This is a genomic window from Tropicimonas aquimaris (assembly GCF_042676185.1).
GTDB classification, from domain to species: domain Bacteria; phylum Pseudomonadota; class Alphaproteobacteria; order Rhodobacterales; family Rhodobacteraceae; genus Tropicimonas; species Tropicimonas aquimaris.
Window position 1 is genome coordinate 32,157 of the sequence record NZ_JBHTJT010000060.1, and the last position, 17,936, is coordinate 50,092.

Annotated in this window: 13 protein-coding genes, 2 pseudogenes and 1 riboswitch; of the genes and pseudogenes, 2 read left to right on the forward strand and 13 right to left on the reverse strand. The window is 61.5% G+C overall.

Annotation, left to right across the window (positions count from 1 at the left end):
• Nucleotides 1-853: 853 nt before the first annotated feature.
• The 12 genes and pseudogenes from ACFQ2S_RS23435 to ACFQ2S_RS23490 all read right to left on the reverse strand — a co-directional run bounded on the left by ACFQ2S_RS23435 (nt 854) and on the right by ACFQ2S_RS23490 (nt 14,777).
• The gene (locus tag ACFQ2S_RS23435; RefSeq protein WP_386078782.1) at nt 854-2,776 is read right to left on the reverse strand and encodes a DUF3604 domain-containing protein; all 1,923 of its coding nucleotides are present in this window, start codon (nt 2,774-2,776) and stop codon (nt 854-856) included.
• A gap of 642 nt (nt 2,777-3,418) precedes the next feature.
• The gene (locus ACFQ2S_RS23440; RefSeq protein WP_386078785.1) at nt 3,419-3,772 is read right to left on the reverse strand and encodes a hypothetical protein; all 354 of its coding nucleotides are present in this window, start codon (nt 3,770-3,772) and stop codon (nt 3,419-3,421) included.
• Nucleotides 3,773-3,982: 210 nt separating this feature from the next.
• Nucleotides 3,983-4,111: a hypothetical protein gene (locus ACFQ2S_RS23445; RefSeq protein ID WP_386078787.1), complete on the reverse strand. Its 129-nt coding sequence runs from the start codon at nt 4,109-4,111 to the stop codon at nt 3,983-3,985.
• Nucleotides 4,108-4,268 (reverse strand): annotated as a pseudogene (locus ACFQ2S_RS23450) (IS1380 family transposase); the annotation flags it as partial. The pseudogene ACFQ2S_RS23450 and the gene ACFQ2S_RS23445, both read right to left, overlap by 4 nt.
• Nucleotides 4,269-4,352: 84 nt before the next feature.
• Nucleotides 4,353-6,941: a calcium-binding protein gene (locus tag ACFQ2S_RS23455; RefSeq protein ID WP_386078789.1), complete on the reverse strand. Its 2,589-nt coding sequence runs from the start codon at nt 6,939-6,941 to the stop codon at nt 4,353-4,355.
• A 1,856-nt stretch (nt 6,942-8,797) separates the two neighbouring features.
• Nucleotides 8,798-9,136 (reverse strand): RidA family protein, encoded by a 339-nt coding sequence (locus ACFQ2S_RS23460; protein ID WP_386078792.1) that lies wholly within the window; start codon nt 9,134-9,136, stop codon nt 8,798-8,800.
• 9 nt (nt 9,137-9,145) lie between these two features.
• Nucleotides 9,146-10,540 carry an FAD/NAD(P)-dependent oxidoreductase gene (locus ACFQ2S_RS23465; protein ID WP_386078794.1) on the reverse strand — a complete coding sequence of 465 codons (1,395 nt, stop codon included), beginning with the start codon at nt 10,538-10,540 and terminating at the stop codon, nt 9,146-9,148.
• Nucleotides 10,537-10,836: a (2Fe-2S)-binding protein gene (locus ACFQ2S_RS23470; RefSeq protein WP_386078796.1), complete on the reverse strand. Its 300-nt coding sequence runs from the start codon at nt 10,834-10,836 to the stop codon at nt 10,537-10,539. The genes ACFQ2S_RS23465 and ACFQ2S_RS23470 overlap by 4 nt, the downstream gene beginning before the upstream one ends.
• Complete coding sequence (locus ACFQ2S_RS23475) at nt 10,811-11,911, reverse strand: NAD(P)/FAD-dependent oxidoreductase (RefSeq protein WP_386078798.1); 1,101 nt, start codon at nt 11,909-11,911, stop codon at nt 10,811-10,813. The genes ACFQ2S_RS23470 and ACFQ2S_RS23475 overlap by 26 nt, the downstream gene beginning before the upstream one ends.
• Nucleotides 11,912-11,975: 64 nt before the next feature.
• Nucleotides 11,976-12,968 (reverse strand): TRAP transporter substrate-binding protein DctP, encoded by a 993-nt coding sequence (dctP, locus tag ACFQ2S_RS23480; protein ID WP_386078801.1) that lies wholly within the window; start codon nt 12,966-12,968, stop codon nt 11,976-11,978.
• 43 nt (nt 12,969-13,011) lie between these two features.
• Nucleotides 13,012-14,310, reverse strand: a complete 1,299-nt coding sequence (locus tag ACFQ2S_RS23485; RefSeq protein ID WP_386078804.1) for a TRAP transporter large permease — start codon at nt 14,308-14,310, stop codon at nt 13,012-13,014.
• Nucleotides 14,307-14,777 carry a TRAP transporter small permease gene (locus ACFQ2S_RS23490; protein WP_386078806.1) on the reverse strand — a complete coding sequence of 157 codons (471 nt, stop codon included), beginning with the start codon at nt 14,775-14,777 and terminating at the stop codon, nt 14,307-14,309. Before ACFQ2S_RS23490 ends, ACFQ2S_RS23485 begins: the two co-directional genes overlap by 4 nt.
• Nucleotides 14,778-14,816: 39 nt before the next feature.
• On the opposite strand from ACFQ2S_RS23490, the gene ACFQ2S_RS23495 reads away from it, so the two are divergent.
• Nucleotides 14,817-15,869, forward strand: a complete 1,053-nt coding sequence (locus tag ACFQ2S_RS23495) for a LysR family transcriptional regulator (RefSeq protein ID WP_386078807.1) — start codon at nt 14,817-14,819, stop codon at nt 15,867-15,869.
• 189 nt (nt 15,870-16,058) lie between these two features.
• Nucleotides 16,059-16,958, forward strand: coding sequence for a dihydrodipicolinate synthase family protein (locus ACFQ2S_RS23500; protein ID WP_386078809.1), 900 nt, complete (start codon nt 16,059-16,061; stop codon nt 16,956-16,958).
• 237 nt (nt 16,959-17,195) lie between these two features.
• On the opposite strand, the pseudogene ACFQ2S_RS23505 reads toward ACFQ2S_RS23500, so the two are convergent.
• Nucleotides 17,196-17,400: pseudogene (locus tag ACFQ2S_RS23505) on the reverse strand (IS1595 family transposase); the annotation flags it as partial.
• A gap of 412 nt (nt 17,401-17,812) precedes the next feature.
• A riboswitch (TPP riboswitch) is annotated at nt 17,813-17,911 on the forward strand.
• Nucleotides 17,912-17,936: the final 25 nt, after the last annotated feature.

Genomic DNA, 17,936 nt, shown 5'->3' on the forward strand with positions numbered 1-17,936 from the left:
GCTTCGACCCGATCGACGCGTTCGTGGTTGTGTGAATTGGTCGGCAAATGTGACCGAGGTTTCAAACGCGCGATGCACACGCGATCGTAAGATGGAGACGCGAGCAAGGCGAGGTCAGGTCACTTCGCGTAGTCCTCTCGCGAGAATCTCGCAGGGCCAACCCGGTGGGTTTGTCGGTGATCCAGCAGATGGTCGACTAAGGTGCCACATGACTGAGTATTGAGCGAAGGTTCAACAAACTGAGGCGATGTGGGGGGAACGGAAATGACTGGTACTGCGACGACGTTCATCGTAGCGATGGCACTAGCGCTGTCTGACACTTCGGTAGACGCTTTGGAGATGGTTTGCATCCATCCAGATGACCGCAATCACACCTATATCGTTGCTGGCGATCGCGGTACCTACACGTGGAATGACCATGGGGTCGAGCGGGCACGGGCGCTTACGTGCAACACTCAGCGAGGCGGTTCGGTCACGTGTCACCGATGGGAAGAATACGGTGATGATGGCAGGAGCGTGTTGATCTTCCGAATGCTGTCCAATGGAAGCCTGATAGAAGCCGGCTCTTGGGCATTGCTCAATGTAAGCACTGTCGATGTCAAACCCGGTTTTGTTTGCACCGAGTTGGGCGATTGATCGCACCCACCAAATAGCTTGAGTTTCTAAGGCTGCGCGGTGTGGACGTTCGAGTGATTTCGAGCGGCGTCCGCTACGTTCTTAATTTCGGTCGCTGCCGGCAAGAGTTCGGTCCAGCCTTGGCTGCGCGACCAGACAACTCGGCCAAACATCCACAAACTGCATAGAACGAGCGGCCCGTTGGGCCGCCCTGATGCATGCCAAGGAAGAGCGCCAATCAGCCCGGGGTATACCAGATAGGTGACGTGTATGCGCGTTCCTGCGTCTCCGTCGGCGTCTCTTCGGGTAGCGACGCTCCCATTCGGAAGGCATCGTAGACCGTCCAGCGCGGGGTCGGGATTTCGATCACCCGAGCGTAATAGAAGGCCGACTGAGAGGGATCGAAGTCGGGGTCGCTCCAGACCGTGCCCATCTCTGCCTGACCGATCGAGTTGGTCCAAGTGGCGCGCTCTACGTCCACCGTCGACCCGATTGCAGGTAGCTTTCCATCGGAATCAGGCTGCCTGTCGCCTGCCCAAACAACGTCGTAGACCTGTTCGTGGGTCTCCCCCTCGGCGTCCATCCAGCCCTTCACGATCTGGATTCTGTCCAGGTTTCCGCCGATCGGGTCCTTCAATGCATAGACCATGAAGCTGGGCGCCTCTGCTCCTTCCGGCGCTGCAGGCAGATCGCCGCCCATGGGCGCGCCTTTGGCATAGCCTGCAGAAGCCGGGGTTCTAGAGGTCAGGTCGTCCATCGTGTAATCCCAGCCGCCGAAGAAGCGCACACCCATGCGCGAACCCGTTGTCGCATAGACCTCTTTTCTCTCCATCGCGTCGAATATCGCCTCACGGGTATTCTCGGCCGCCCAGACCGCGGCAAGGCCCGAAGCGACCATCTCCCAGCCAAGAACCTGCACATCCCCAAACTGGGCAACGATGTGCTCGGGCCGCTGCGGGTTTGGCTCGGCGCCGGAATGCTTTCCAAAGAAGTTGTCTTCTTGCGCCGTGGCCAGCGACGTGTGGCTGTCAGTAGAGCCGACCATGCCGAACTTGTAGGGGTTGGTGCCGAGCGACGTTTCGAGCATCAGCCCGGTTTTCAGCCCCTCGCGGGCGTATTCCCCGGCCAGCATGTCGTCGGTCTTGAGTTCGGACAGGTTCAGATTGCCCTTGTCCCAGGTCTCGTAGTCGGCGAACTCGTCGTTCGGGCTGAGGAAGGGGTGGGTCTCGCCGTCGCCCTTGATCTGCGTTGCCTCGTAGACAGGCTCCCAAAGCGCGCGGGTCTCTGCATATTCGGCGTCCAGTTCGCGACCATCGAATTGTGCAGTTTCGGGGAACATGATGCCGTTGGACAGGTTGCCGTTGTGCGCGATCGCCAGCACGTCACCGCGGGTGACCTCCTCGTAGTTCGCCATCCAATTCCAGAGGTCACGTGGATTGATCGAACCGAAAGGCGCTTCGGTCGTGAACGGGTCGATCATGCCGGCCTTGTCGCCGCCGTCGCGATACATGACGACGCGGTGCATGTTCGCGCCCTGGATGAGAGAGGTCCATTCGTATCCGATGAAGCTGGTGAACAAGCCAGGCTCGTTTGCCTCCTCGGCCGCCTCGATCTGACGTTGCCAAACCGAGCGGAAGGGCTTCGAGCCCGCCTCGATAGCAAGCGCCGGTGAAATCACCTCGCCGCGGGAATAGGTGTCGATCAGTTCCAGCGCCGCAGCCACGCCCTCTTCGCCGCCATTGGCGATCATGGTTGCGATGCGGTTTCCCTCGGGATCAGACATTATGCTCGGGTCCTGCGCGAAGATCAGGTCGAACAACCCCATATTGTCGGAATGGTCAGCAACCACCAGCCAGTCGAGCGGTCGCGACAGCCTTGCCATGAAACCGGTCGTAGCCTGCACTTCCTGGCCCTTGGCGAAGCGGTAGGCGGCGCGCGCGTCCAGCCGGTTTCCGAAAGCGCCAGCGTCAAAAGACGTCGAGGTGTGCAGGTGCGTGTCGCCCCAAAGCGGGCGGTCAGGGATGCCGCGCTGTGCGTATGGCGAATAGGACTTTCCCGGGAAGGCATCGGTCAAAGTCGACCCATCGGGTGAGGGCTCGAAAGCTAAGGCCAGGCCCGCGCTGAGGCAAAGGGCGGTCGCGATGAACAGATGGTGCTTCATTGCCGACTCCTGAGAAATTTTATTCCATAAGTGATGGTAACATGAGCAAGAAGGTTTTTGCGATGCGCACTTTGTCCCGACACCTTCATTCGGTCGCTATGCCAGGCGGCCGGCGCGCGACCCATTCGATGTCAAGGAAGGCCGGTCAGCCTGTCCCATTTTCGTTTCACGCCGCGCAACTAAGCGGACTTCGGGCTACGTAGCGGCAGAAGTCACGCGTATCGTTCGGAAGGTCTGCGTTCTTGGCGCAAACAGATATCTCCTTCGCACGTCATGCTCGTTCCTGATGAGGGTCAGCGCCGCTTGGATGGAAGGATGGTAGATGGCCCGATGGGAGAGTTCTTGCGCCGCTCTGAGGAGGAAAAGGCACAGAGCGCGTGGGAGGCCAGTCGCAAGGCATTATAGAAGAAGTGGGGCGAATGCCGGAGTCTGCAGCCACCAGCTACAATACGGTACGGGAGGTAGTTGCTGTCTTTCACGACGCAGAAAAGCTCGAGGCAGCGGCAGACGAACTTGTTCTCGCGGGCTTTTCGCAAAGCTGCCTGGACGTGATATGGGAACGCGAGCCGCAGCTTCCACGATCAATCACTAAGGCATGATGAGGCTGCGCCAGCACTGCGCAAAATGAGTAATCCGCAGTCGTCAATACACATACGGCCTATTGCAGTTTCCGCTTGTCGCAATAGGGCTGACGAGGTCGTAAGGGCCTGGTGAGCAAAGGCAGTTGTTCTGTTGCTGCCCGTGGTTCAGGGAGCTACAGCAGGTGTTCAGGTTGTTTGCGGCCTGCTCGATCACGGCTTGCTCGTCAGGATCGTCGGAAGCTGCATACAGGTTGAGGAGATCGTTATAGGCGCTGATGGTATTTCTGGCACTGCAGGTCGTGCTTGTACTTGGCGCAGCAGGCGCGATACCGGCGGCGAACAAGTGACTGATGGCAATTCCGCAGCCGAGAGCACGAGCCGCGCTCGAACCAACGTTTTCAAACAGTTGCTTCATGATCTTAACCGGCTCCCAAATAGGTGTCGTTCGCGCTTGCTGCTCCTGCAACTTGGCGGTCGAATGAGCGGTGGGGGGCTTGCACCGACCTTTCCCAAGTGAGTCTTGTTGGAGGTCATGGTGCTGTCTGCCCGGCGCGCTCGCAATGCTTTTCATCCTGTGGCGTCTTTTGAGACCCATCAGGTGCGTCCAACAGGTCCAACACAGGCCTTAGTTTGGCGTCGCTGTGGCATGGCTGCCGATCGAGAGCACGTCCCGGATAATTCGGTCGAGCCGGGGGCCTTCGATCTTGACGGTCGTAGCTGTCAGCATGTCGACGCCGGAGGTGCCCGCAGTCACTGGATCGCCTCAATGATCGCACGGATCATCGGCTCTTGCACAGCCACTTCGACCGGCTGGAAGCTATTGGCAAGCGTGTCGCGCACGACGCGCGCACCGAACCTGATCTGCTTAAGTTGCAGGCTGGTCAGCGACGGTCCGCTATCGACTCAGGCAAGCCCTCTGAAACTACGCCTACTCCCGCCCCAACAGCGTATTGTAAGGAAACCAGTCGCTGGGACACCGGCCATGATCCATCGCGTCATGCGATCACTGTGAAGTCCAGGGCGTCGTAGTTTCCGGACTGACCCTCGATGCGGATTTCGAACAACTCGACTTCCGCAACCTTCAGGTCGATCGCCGCCAGCGTATTCATTGCCCCCACAACGTAGCCACTTTCCAGCTGGGACACGACCGCTGCGGCAGTGGCCGCGTTCGCTACATACAGGATCGCCGTGTCCAGCCCGAGGTTTCCGTTGAAGGCGTGATTTACATAGTCCCCCGATGGGCCGCTCGGTCCGATGACGAAACTGTCGTCGATCACCGTCAGGTAATCGTCGCCAACGATGTAATCGGTAACGCCGGACGTGTGGTCGGAGGATTGCCGCCAGACAAAAACGTCGTCGCCCGATCCGCCCACGGCCATGTCCGAACCTTGACCACCGAAGGTGAGGTGATCCCCCTCTTCCTGGCCGAACATCCGGTCGTTGCCGCTGCTGCCGATAAGTGTGTCTCGCCCCGCATCACCGATCAGCACATCGTCGCCCGCGTCGCCGGCAAGCGTGTCGTCGCCGTCACCGCCGCGCAGAACATCGTGGTCGGATTCACCTGCAAGCGTATCGTTCCCCGCCTGTCCAACGAGGAAATCGTGACCCGAACCTCCCCGCAGAAGGTCGTTTCCGGCACCACCATCCACGTAGTCGTTGTCGGCCTTGCCGTCGAGTTCGTCGTCGCCGTCCTCGCCGATTAGGACGTCGTCGCCGTCGTCACCGTCGAGCACATCGTTGCCCCACTGACCATTGAGCCAGTCGTTGCCGTTCCCGCCGGAGACATAGTCGTTATCCGCTCCGGCAAATACGGTATCACGCCCATCCTCGCCGATGATGTGATCGTCTCCTCGGTTGCCGTAGATCGTATCGTTGCCCCATTGGCCATTGAGCCAGTCGTTGCCGTCGCCCCCGTAGATCAGATCGTCGTCCGCGCCGCCGAAAACGGTATCGGAGCCTTCCCCGCCCTCGATCTGGTCCGCGCCACGGTTGCCGAAGAGCGTGTCGTCACCGTCGCCGCCATCGAGACGGTCATCGTCATCTCCGCCGTGGAGTTGGTCAGCCCCCGCCGCGCCGCGAAGCAGGTCGCTGCCGGCACCGCCGTCGAGGTAGTCGTTGTCCGCCTTGCCGTCTAGTTCGTCGTCGCCATCCTCGCCGATGAGCACGTCATCGCCGCCGTCGCCGTCGAGCACGTCATTGCCCCACTGGCCATTAAGCCAGTCGTTGCCATCCCCGCCGGAGACATAATCATTGCCGCCGCCCGCGAAGACCGTATCCCGTCCATCCTCGCCGATGATGTGATCGTCGCCGCGGTTTCCGTAGATCGTATCATTGCCCCATTGGCCATTGAGCCAATCGTTCTCGTCACCGCCAAGGACCATGTCGTCTCCACTGCCGGCGTAGACTCGATCGGCACCGCCTTCTCCTTCGAGAGTATCATTGCCCTGATTGCCGAAGAGTGTGTCGTCGCCGTCTCCACCGCGAAGCCTGTCTTGGCCGTCCCCGCCGTAGAGCATGTCATTGTGTCTCTCGCCGTCGATCCAGTCGGCCTGCGCACCGCCGTAGATCGTGTCTCTCCCATCGCCGCCGAGAAGAACGTCGAGCCCGCCCATCCCGCGGATCGTGTCAGCCCCGGCAAGGCCCTTGAGGATCTCGTTCGCAGGCGTGCCCTCTATCTTGTCCACGCCCAGAGTGTCGCGGATCTCACGTGGACCGGTCGCCGACAGGACGTAGGCGCCGGTGGTGAAACGCGAGAAACGAGTGTCGACCGGAGTGTCTTCGGGAAGGGTGCCGTGCACCTGCAGCCGGAAATTGCCAGTGTCCTGCGCCTGGAACTCAAGCGTCACCCTTTGGTCGCCATTGGGGTTGTCGCTCGCTGCAACCACCTGACCAGAGGGCGAAAGCACCGTCAGCTCGGGCGTCAGTTGGCTGGTAGCGATTCCGCTCCGAGGCGCGTCTACGGTGAATCCATACGTAGCTCCCTCCTGAAGCGCGATCGCGAAGGCATCCTTGTCGTCGTGGTAGTCGATCGATGATCGGATCGCGTCATGTGCATTTGCGAGATTGCCTATCGGGAAGACCGTCGTTGTGCTGTAGGAGAGCGCCAGTACGCCCTCCCAGCCATCGGAATGCAGCGCACCGGGCGAGGCCAGAGACTGCGTCTTGCCATGGTCATCCGGCGGTCCCGGCGCGATGTCAATTTCGCGCATCTGGATGTTGAAGCGGCCAAAGTCCTTTTTCTCGTCAGAGACCTTCAGATAGAAGGTGCCATCTTCGAGATCGTTATGAAAAAACAGTGCGGCATTGTTGCCCGCCCCGCCGTCCTTGTCGGAAATCAGAACCGTGCCGGTGCGAAGAGGGTCACCGTTCCAAGTCCGCAATTCGACGGCCGGATCCGGCAGCCCCTTTGCACGTGGCTTGCCCTCTGACCGGATGTCGAGTTGGTAGGTCTTGCCCAACTCCAGATCGACCTTGAACCAGCCTTCCCGCTGTCCGGCCCATTGGATCCTGTAGTCATTGCTGGAGATGGGACCGATCTCTACGGCGTTTATCGGGTTCATGATGCGTGGAAGATTCTCGCCCATTGTAGTCCCCCCTTGGATGCGTCGGTTGGTCTACCGAGCCTCCACCCGCCGAGAGACTGTCCCGATCATAAGGTGCTGGCGTCACCACCATCTCCATCCGGGGGCTTCCCGGCCGCATGGACCCTCGATCTCCATGCGGGGAATATACAACACTAACGGTTTGCCGGCATTGATGCGGATCAGATGACAATGCCTGACGGTGCCGATCAACGCGGATCTGGTTGGGGGTGCCACCTTCGAACAAGTGTCTGCGTTCTGATTTTTGGGGACTGGGGGAACAAAGGGAGTTGATCCGCCCTGCCAGACGCAACTGGGCGGCTTGCCTTACGTCGCTCAGGCGATACGCCCTGCACCTGGCTTCCAGCCGTGGCAGAGCGCGCAGGGCAGCACTCGCCGCCAGGTTGCTTGAAATGATCATGTCAAGACCAAGGCCGTACCAAGCTGACTGCGGCAGGCTTTGACGACCTCCGAACTGTATCGCCAGCCTCGGCAGATCACGCGTGCGAAATTCCGCCCAGCTTCCATCCAGGATGGGTGCTCAGCGCAAAGCATCTCGACGCGTCCATCGGAATGATCAGGCTAAGCAACACCTGAACGACGTCCCATGCGGCGCCCCGCATCAGGCGGTTCGCACCCACCTTCCGTTACGGCACCTTCGGGATATCATGAATGCGATACGCCAGCATGGGTACCTGCACCGGCAGCTGGCGCGCCGTAGAGTGAACCACCGAACCCATTGGCTCGATCCGGCCGAACACACACCTCCGGAGACGCAGCATATATCATCCCGCGACAGGCATCTTGGACCCGCTTGCCGGAGCAGCACCAAGAGATATCAATCGCGCGATACACCTCGGTTAGATGCCTCCTTGGACAAAATCGCGCCACAGTGCGGGCTATCGAACCCCAAGGCGCCTTATGCCACGGCAACCGCCCTGAGCGGCGGCAAGCGCAACGCCGTTCGGCTTCCCTCTCCACAGCGGCTCCACCGGATATCATAAAAGCGATACGCCGCTTGCATTGCCAATCGCGGTTGGCCGCATGGCAAGACATCGGTCACCATCGCCATGGGCAGGAAACGGACAGGCAATCGCTCTCCGAAGGCAGATGCGGTTGACATCATGCGACTTGCGGTTCCACTTCGCGCCGCATCGGCATCCACCGGATATCATACATGCGATACTCTCTCCTTTGGGGCCAGGCTCGACACCGACCATTCAGGAGCTTTCTAACCCACAGGTCCGACGAGGCCATGCGAGTGCTGTGAAATCGCGCCGCATTCGACCTCCCGTGGCAACCTTCCGGCGACAGCCTGCTACTGCGTCCCCCACGCCGTATCAAATCCGCGATATCCCCTTTGCCCCCTAGACGACTACGGCATAATCGAGGGCCAAGTTCCTTTTAATAAGACGGATTTGAGCGCCGCGAAGGCCTTGATGATCCCCTTCGCGCGGGGGCCGCTTCTTTTTAATAGGACGGATTTGACCCCTCACGCGGAGGCCTCCGCGCGCGCCCAGACGAGGGTACAAAGCTTCGAGATTGATGGGGTTTCTTCCTCGTGCGAGCCCGCAACCTACGCGGACGAACAATCCGCACATGTCCGCAATTGGAGACCTAAACGGATAACTTCTCTGCATGTGTCTGAGCAAGGGGAACTAAGCTGACGGGTATGGCTGGTCCGCTCCCTGCGCAGAGCGACCTCTCTGGATGGCGATTGATCTGCAGGTGCAGCATCCTTCGGGGGCGAGCGAAAGGACCAGCGCTGTCTTTGCTGTGGTACCTACGGGATGGCGGCTTAAAGGATCTGGTTTGGTTTGAGCGCTCCGAAGGGCTCTGGAGCGACATGAGTGTCGTCGTTAGCAGGCCGCCGTCACGATGATCTCGACCTTGAGTTCCGGACGTGCCAGCCGAGCTTCGCCGCAAGCGCGAGCCGGGGCGCGGCCCTTGGGCACCCAGGCATCCCAGACCGCGTTCATCTCGGCGAAATCCGCCATGTCCGCGAGCCAGATCACCACCTGCAGCATCTGCTCCGGCGAAGAGCCGGCCGTCTCGAGCAACCGTTCAACACGAGACAAGCAGTCGCGCGTCTGCTCGGTGACCGTGTCCCCGTCACCAACCTGCCCGCACAGGTAGGCCAGACCGTTATGCTTTACGATCTTGCTCATCCGCACGCCGGACTCAATCCGTTCGATCATCTTTTACTCCTATTCCTTTGCCCTCTGCGGTGGCACATCCATTTCTGCCAGCTCGGACAGTGTCACCGGCTTCAGTGGCGGCCGGATCCGGTAATATCCTGTCTCGTCCGGCGTTTGTTCAAGCGCGTCCGACAAGAGCGCCGTGACGGTCAGACCGCAATACCGGCCCTGGCAGGGGCCCATCCCGGGCCGACCGAATGCCTTGGTCTGGTTCGGGCCGAGACAGCCCAGACCGGCATAGCGTCGGATCTCGCCTGCAGTCACCTCTTCGCAGCGGCATATAATCGTCGCGTCCCCGGGCAGGAGCGCCTCGGGCGCCGGCGGATAGGCTGCGTCCAGGAACGGGCGGATCGCCATGTCCCGTGCTCGTTTCTTCAGAAGGGGGGCAGCGAACTTGTCTCGGCTCGCCTCTGCCAGCCGTTCCGCTTCGGTGGCGATCTGAAGCGCCGCCAGTTGGCCCGCGACCTCTGCCACCTCAGCCCCCCCGATACCCGCGCCATCTCCGGCAATGTAGACGCCCGCCTTTTCCGAGCAGCCCCAATGGTCCAGCACCGGCACGAACGCAGCTTGGTCAGCATTCCAGCGATGAGACACCCCGATCGAGCGCGCTGCCTGCGTGTTCGGCACCACACCGTGATGCAGCAGAACCGTATCGCAGGCGATGCGGTGCGTCCGCCCCCCGGCTTCGAAACGAACGATCTCGGCACGGCCCTCGCCCTCGATGGCGATCCCGGTCGCGCCCGTGTGGCGCGGCACCCGCGCGCGCGAGATTTCCGTCATCAGTTTCAGGCCCTTAGCGAGATAGGGCCAGGCGCGTAGAGCACCGCCAGCATACTTGGTCGCGCGGGTCAGGTCGGCGCGGGATTGGGTTTCGACCAGCGCCAGGGGTGGCGATCCGGCGCGGACCATCTGGGCCGCGATGAGGTAGAGCAGCGGACCGGACCCGACGAGCACGGCGCGCTTCGCGACCACGCCGGACTGTTTGAGCAGGATCTGCGCAGCACCGGCCGTCATCACCCCGGGCAGGGTCCAGCCCGGCACCGGCATTGGCCGTTCGAGCGCACCGGTTGCAAGCAGGATCCTGTCGGCCTCGATCTGCGCCCCACGGCTCTCCTTGGTGTATGAGATCCGGAAACTGTCCTCGATGGCCCAGACCACTGCCCCGGTGATGTGTTCGACCGCGCTGTCGCGGAGCGCCCGCGTCAGCGTCGCACCATGTTGGAAATCCGGGCCTAGAATGCCGCCGCGCTTGGCTGCCGCGCGGTCCACATCGCGGTAAATCTGCCCGCCCGGGCGGGACTGCTCATCGAGCAGGGTCACGCCAAGGCCATGCTCCGCCGCGGTGGTGGCCGCGGCCATGCCCGCCGGCCCGGCTCCGATGACGACAAGGTCGACGCGTTTCATGCCGTGCCTCCTGGGCGTTGCGGACGGGAGAGGCGCATGCCTTCGACCACTTCCATCATGCAGGCCTGCCGCACGACGCCATCCAGCTCGACAAGGCAGTCGAAACAGGCGCCCATCATACAGAATGGCGCTCGCGGGGCGCCGGAGACAGACGTCTCCCGGAACACACCGACCCCGGCGGCCAGCAGCGCCGCCGCGAGGTTCGCCCCCTCGGGAAGGTCCAGTTGCGTATCGTCGAACCAGACCGCGACCCGCGGACTTTCCTCCAACTCAAGAAAGGGCGAAGCGGTCTTCACTGAACACCTCCAGATCCGGGGCTGTATCGGTCCGCTCGAGCCAGTCGGGCAGGAAGCGGGCATGGGCGGCAGCAAGCGTGATGCCGCTGTGACAGGTCACGAGGAAACAGCCAGGCATCTCCCGGCTCTCCTGATAGATCGGCAAGCCATCGGGCGAGAGCACCCGGAGCGCGGCCCAGCTTCGCACCAATTGCGCCTTGCCGAGCGCCGGGTAGGCTGCGATCGCCTGTGTGGCGAGGCCGGAAAGGCCCGGCTGGGTCACCTCGTCGTTGAAGCCTACTTCCTCGTTGGTGGCGCCGATCTGGATGCTGCCCTCGTCGACCTGACGCGCGATCAGGGAGGGGCGGTTGATCAGCTTCGGCAGCTTCTCGGTGATGAGCACCTGTCCGCGTTGGGGACGCACCGGCGCCTTGAAGCCGAGCTTCGGGCCAAGCTCGGCCGCGCCAAGTCCGGCGGAGAGGATAACCTTGCCCGCTCCGACAGTCGTTCCGTCGCTGCACCGCACACGAAAGCCGTCCGGTTTGCTTACCTCGGTGACAGTCTTGCCAATCAGGACCTGCCCGCCCATGCGGCGCACATCATCGGCAAGCGCCATCAGGAGCTTGAGCGGGTTCGCGTGCCCGTCCTGGTGGTGGAGGATCGCGCCAACCACGGTCGGGCCGATATGAGGTTCTTCCTTGCGGAGCGCATTGTGGCCGAGAACCTCGTAGGGATAATCCCCGTCGAGCTGGCCCTTGAGCACTTCATATTTCGCGACGGTTTGCTCGAGGCTCTCTTCCGAGAAATGCAGGTCGTAGCCGCCTTTCTGCTCGAGCGGCACACTGCGGCCGGTATTGGCGCCCAGCTCTTCGGCGAATTCGGCCCAGATCGCGGCGGATTGCTGCGACCAGCGGGCATAGCGCGGCTGGTTCATGCCTTTGGACTGAACCCAGACCAGGCCGAAATTCCCCCTGCTGGCGCGGAATGATCCGTCATCGCCGTCAAGCACGACAACACGGTGGCCGCGTTTCAGTAGCCCCCAGGCCGTGGACAGGCCAACGACTCCCCCTCCGATGATCGCATAGTCTGCTTCCATCGCATTGTCCCCGGACGAGATGTTTTGAGAAGCGGGGCGACGACAGGCGCCGCCCCGGATGCCGTTACTTGCCGATCTGGTCGAGGATCCCCTGCCCCCACTCGGCGCCGACGTCTTCGAGGACAATTGGCCAGACTTCCTCGCGGACCTTGGCGGCCATCGCGGCCAGTTCGTCGTCAGAGAGTTCCACGAGCGTGGTACCAAGCTCATCGACGAGGCGCTGTTCCCACTCGCCCTGGTCCGCCTCAGCGACCGTCCAGCGCTGCGCCTCGAATTCGGCAGCGGCGGTCCTAAGGGCCTCCTGGTCCTCGGCATCGAGTTCGGCCAGAGAGCCGTTGGAGATGATCATGTACCAGACTTCGAAATGGGTATTGGCCGGCACATAGGCCTTCGTCACGTCACGGAACGAGGCGTAGTAGCCCTCGGCGCCGGAGCCGATAACACCGTCGACGACACCGGTCTGGATTGCTGTGAAAGCTTCGGAGAAGGGGATCGGCGAAGGAATGTAGCCAAGCGCCTCGCCTGTCAGCTGGAAGGACTTGATGCCGGGCACACGGACCTTGATGCCGTTCGACTGGCTGGGATCGCCCGGGGTCACCGGATCGGTGTTGAGCGAGATGCCTCCGAAATAGACCGGATAGGCGGCGAGCATGGTGATGTCCTGCTCGGCATAGAGTTCTGCCATGACAGTGCGGACAGGACCATCAGGGCCGTAGGCTGCGCGTGCTTCGTCCCAGCTGTTCGCGAGGTAGGGGAAGGAGCTGATCTGCATCCGCCGGTCGGCCGCGGTGGCGGCGGGCTGGGTCGCCATGTCGATCGCGCCGACGCTGATCCGCTCCTGCACGGTCGTGTAATCTCCGAGCGCGGAAGCCGGGAAGATATTGATTGTCACGTCGCCGCCGGTTGCCTCTGCGACGGCCTCAGAGAAGGCACGCAGCTCGACGTCGATGGTGGCGTCCTGCGGGCGGACGTGGCTCATTTTCAGTTCTGCTGCGGTGGCAACGCTCGAGAGCGCCATGAGGGCGGTGGCGGCAGTTCCAATCAGAAAGTGTTTCATGGGTAGTCCTCCGTTGGATTTCAGTAGTTTGTCGTTGGGGTGGTCAGTAGCCGAAGACTCTCGGCAGGAAGAGGGAAAGGTCGGGCCAGAGAGAGGTGAGGAAGACGACCGGCACATAGCCGGTGATGATCAGCATCATGGCCGGTGGGATCACCTTGGTGACCTTCACATTGCCGATCCGTGCACCGAGATAGAGGATCGAGGCGTATGGCGGGGTGACGCCGCCCATGGCCGTGTTGACACCCATGATCGCGGCAAACTGCACCGGGGTGACGCCGATGGCATTCATCAACGGGAGCAGCAGCGGGGCGATCAGAATGATCGCGGTCACGTCGTTCACCACCATGCCCACCAGGAACAGCAAGATGTTGATGAGGATCAGCAGGATCACCTTGTTCTCCGTGATGCCGAAGATCGCGCTGACCAGCTGCTGCGGGATGCTCTCGTAGACAAACATCTGGCCGAGGATCATCGAGAACAGGATCATCACCATGATCGCGCCCACGGCGGTCGCGGCTTCCTTGCCGGCGCCGAGGAAGTTCTCCCACCGCAGCCCCTTGTAGACGAAGAAGCCGACCGGGATGGCGTAGATCACGGCGAGCGCGGCCGCCTCGGTGGGCGTCATGATGCCGCCATAGATGCCGCCGAGGATCATCACCGGCATCAGCAGTGCGGGCGTCGCGTTGAAGCCGCGCCGGGCGACCTCTTTGGACAACTCGTTGAAACTTGGCTTCTCGTCGAGCTTCAGGTCGAACTTGCGGCTCATCCACAGGTTGACGACCGAGAAGTTGAACATGATGAGCAGGCCCGGCCCCAACGTCGCAAGAAAACACGCAAGGATCGAGGTGTCGGTGACCCAGCCATAGACGATCATCGTGACCGAAGGCGGGATGAGCAGGCCGAGGATCGAGGAATTGGCGATCAGCGCGGTGGCGTATTCACGCGGGTAGCCGCGCTTTTCCATCTCGGGGATGAGCAGCGGGCCGATCGCAGCGATACCGGTGAGACCGGAGCCGGAGATGGCGCCGATCACCGCGCAGGAGACTGCCGCGACGACGCCCAGCCCGCCGCGCACATGGCCTATGAAGGCGTTGACGAAGCGCAGTAGCGAGGCTGCGATCCCGCTTTCCGACATGATCGTTCCGGCGAGTACGAAGAGGGGAATGGCCAGCAGGACCGGGTTTCCAAGCTGCTGGAAACCCCAAAGCATCATGCCCTTCATCGTCACGTCGCCGATGAAATACATCACCATGAGCGCCGCGCCGAAGCAGTAGGGAAGCGGAACACCCAGCGTGAGCGTCAGCACAAGGACGGCAATGGCAAGGAGCGCAATCTCGATCATCGGGCTGTCTCCTTGGTCAGGCTGCGGATATGGCCCAGCAGGTGCCAGGCGGTGTAGACCATCATCAGCGTCAGCCCGACAAAGAGCGCGATGTCGGAATAGAAGGTCGGGATGTAGAGGGTCGGGCTCTCCTTCCAGACGCGCCAGGAGTACCTGGTGAAGTCCCACGCCCAGCTCAGCAACCAGAGGCCTACGATCAGGCTGATGATCTCGCCGAAGATTGCGAGCACCGTGTGCTGTCGCTCGGTGGTCAGCCAGATCTCGAGGACGTTGGCACGGATATGGGTGTTTTCACGCGAAGCATTCACCGCGCCCAGCATGTAGAGCCAGACGGTTGGGTAGAGCATCGTCTCTTCCAACCCCATGACCGGGATCTGCAGAACGTAGCGCGTGATAACCTGAACGAACTGACCGAGCGCGACGACGCCGATCAGGCCAGTAAGCAAGTACTTCGAGAAGGTGTCCATGGCGTCCCCCGGTGCAACGCTCTGCCGGCGCAGCTTTCGGTGAATTCCACTGGACAGGGGTCATTAAATCAATTTGATTATTTTTCTGAAACCATAAATTTGCTTTATGCGCAGGAAATGAACCTCTCGATCCGTCAACTCACCACTTTCCGGGAAGTCATGCGCAGTGGATCAATCTCGCGCGCAGCCCGGACGGTCGGCCGGACCCAGCCTGCAGTGAGCACGATGATCGCGACGCTGGAGGCAGAGCTCGGTTTTCCGCTGTTCATTCGGGAACCTGGCAAGGTGACGCCCACGCCCGAAGCTCGTTACTTCCTCGAGGAGGCCGAGGCCATCCTCGCTCGAATAGACCGTACCAAGCAGACGCTCAGCAAGATCGGCTCGCTCGAAGCCGGCCGCCTACGGGTCGCTTGTCATCCGGCGGCCTCGGGTCATTTCATTCCGCGTCTTCTTGCCAAGTTTCTGGCCGACAAGCGTGGGGTCGATCTTTCATTGATCATGCGCTCCTCCGACATCATCGAAGACCTGATCGCGTCCCAGCAATTCGACATCGGCTTTGCCGAAACGCCGGCGCGGCGGGCCTCCATCGATCAGATCGATTTCGACCTGGAATGCGTCTGCGTCCTGCCTGCCGGTGATGCTCTTGCCGATCAAGCGGAGATCACGCCGGAAGATCTCGATGGCCTACCGATGGCTGTGCTGTTTGAAGAGCATACAACTGCCACGCAGACTGAGGCGGCATTCGCTTCCTTCGGAGCACATTTCAACAAGCGTCTGGAGTTGCGAACACATCTCTCAGGCCTCGAGTTCGTGTCCGAAGGTTTTTGCTACATGCTTTGCGACATGATCACCGCTCATGACTATGTGCTCAAAGGGGCGAACCGCAGACAACTTGTCTTGCGAAAGTTCCGCCCACGCGTAAGCAACAGCGTCTCAATCCTGAGGCCAGCCTACGCAGGCCGTGCGATCCTCGAACAAGCTTTTTCGCCGGTCCTGACCAGCGCTATCCATGTGATGCAGGCAGACATGGAGGCACACATTGCTGGAGCCTCCACTGCGAGACCCGGAAATCAATCCGCAGCCCCGGAGTAACTCCCGAGAACTACCAATTGATTTGCCTAATTATCCACGAAAAGAAGCATATGCGCTCTTGTTCTCGACAGCGCCGATGATCCACCTCTATCGCAGCGCCCGGCACGGGATCGAAGGCGTCTTGGCCGCCTTCCTCGGGTTCGCCGGCCTGTGCTTGCTCTTATCCCGTTTTTTGAAGGAGAAAGCCTCATGACCTTGTTCACCGGCCTGTCGGCCTTCCCGCTCACGCCTGCCGACGCCAAGGGAGAGCTGAAGCCAGAGCTTCTACAAAGCTTCCTCGAGCGGATCGTGGAAGCGGGTGCGGATTCGATCGGGCTTCTCGGCAGCACTGGCGGATACGCCTACCTGACGCCGGAGGCGCGCAAGCACACGCTGCGGGCCGCCGTGGAGTGCGTGGCGGGACGGACCCCGCTCATCGTCGGTGTCGGCGCTCTCACAACCGATGTCGCCGAGGACCTCGCACGCAACGCCAGGTGGGCCGGCGTAGACGGCCTGCTTCTCGCGCCCATGTCCTACCAGCCGCTGACCGACGAGGAGGTGTTCCGCCATTTCGAGGCCGTCGCTGCGGCGGGCGAGCTGCCCCTGTGCATATACAACAACCCGAGCACCACGAAATTCACCCTCAGCCCGGAGCTGATCGCGCGATTGGCTGAGCTTCCGAACGTGACCGCGGTGAAGATGCCACTGGCTGCGGACGGCGACTATGCGGGCGAGATGCAGCGCCTGCGGGCCATGACGCCGGAGGGCTTCGCCATCGGCTACAGCGGCGACTGGGGTGCGAAAGATGCCCTGCTCGCTGGCGGTGCCTGCTGGTATAGCGTGGTGGCCGGTCTCTTACCGGAACCCGCACTCGCGCTCAATCGTGCGGCCCAGGCGGGGAATGCGGCCGAAGCTGAGCGCATCGACCATGCATTCGCTCCCCTCTGGGCGCTGTTCCGGGAGTTCGGGAGCTTCCGGGTGATGTTCGCGATCGCGGAGAGCCTCGGTTTCGGGAGCATCGCAGCGCCTCGCCCGCTCCTGCCGCTCGATCAAGCGTACCGCATAAGGGTAGAGGATGCCCTGCGTCCGCTCCTTCAGGTCGCCGCCTGACCAAGCAACTGTGCTTGCGCAGCATCTCGCCTGTAAATGTCTCGGAAGAGCTCCAAGCGGAGACCTTCTCCTTCGGGGATCATGGCCACTGAAGCCCCCATGAGGGCTTCCGTCGTAGCTGACGGCCGACGGCGTCGCAGAGAAGGCCTTGCATCTGGTCCACGACCGGGATCGGCTTCCAGACGATTGTGGTCTCGCTCGATGGAAGGCCACCCGACAACCGCCCGGCGATTCCCTGCCGATTGTCCATCATTTCCCGGAGTGCGTGACCCAGTTTCCACGCTGTCTTCTGGTTCACGCCCAGAATACGCGCCATCAAGACCGACGAGATTCCCTTGGAGGACGTCAAAACGAGGAAGATTGCCGCAATCCGGGTTCGGAGGTCGAGCTTCGTCGCATGGAGTGGCGTCTTGGTCGCAACGGTGAACTGGCTGCGGCATTCCACCAAAAAACGTCTCCTCGACGATCCGAAACTGCCCGGCAGCGAACCAACGACGGCGGCGGTCGCCATCGGTGATGATTTCGACCTCGGACAAGAGAACCCTCTTTGCGCTATCTCCAAGCCCTTTGAGAAAACCCAGATACCCTCTCGAGGTTAGGCGAGGCATGGGGGGCGGTCCAAGAGGCGCTGAACACGCTGCGCGACAAGGGCCGATCTGACGCTCAGGCCTCAACCGCTACGAGCTCCAAAACGTCGAAGTCGCTCAGGTGACCAGATCTTATTCTCGGCGTATGAGCGACGTGACGATCTCGACGAGCCAAGCTCCGCTGTTGCGGTCGCCGAGGCGGGGCCCGTTCGGTCGGCAGAGGCAGCCGCATTCGCCCTTGTTTGAATGATCCAGGTGCACTAGTTGAGACCCACCTCGGGGTGCTCTGAGAGCTGAGATGCCTATCGCGAACCCGTTGAACCTGAACCGGTTAGAACCGGCGGAGGAAAGGTCGACACTCCCAAGCCGTCCAAACTCCGCCCACAACCCA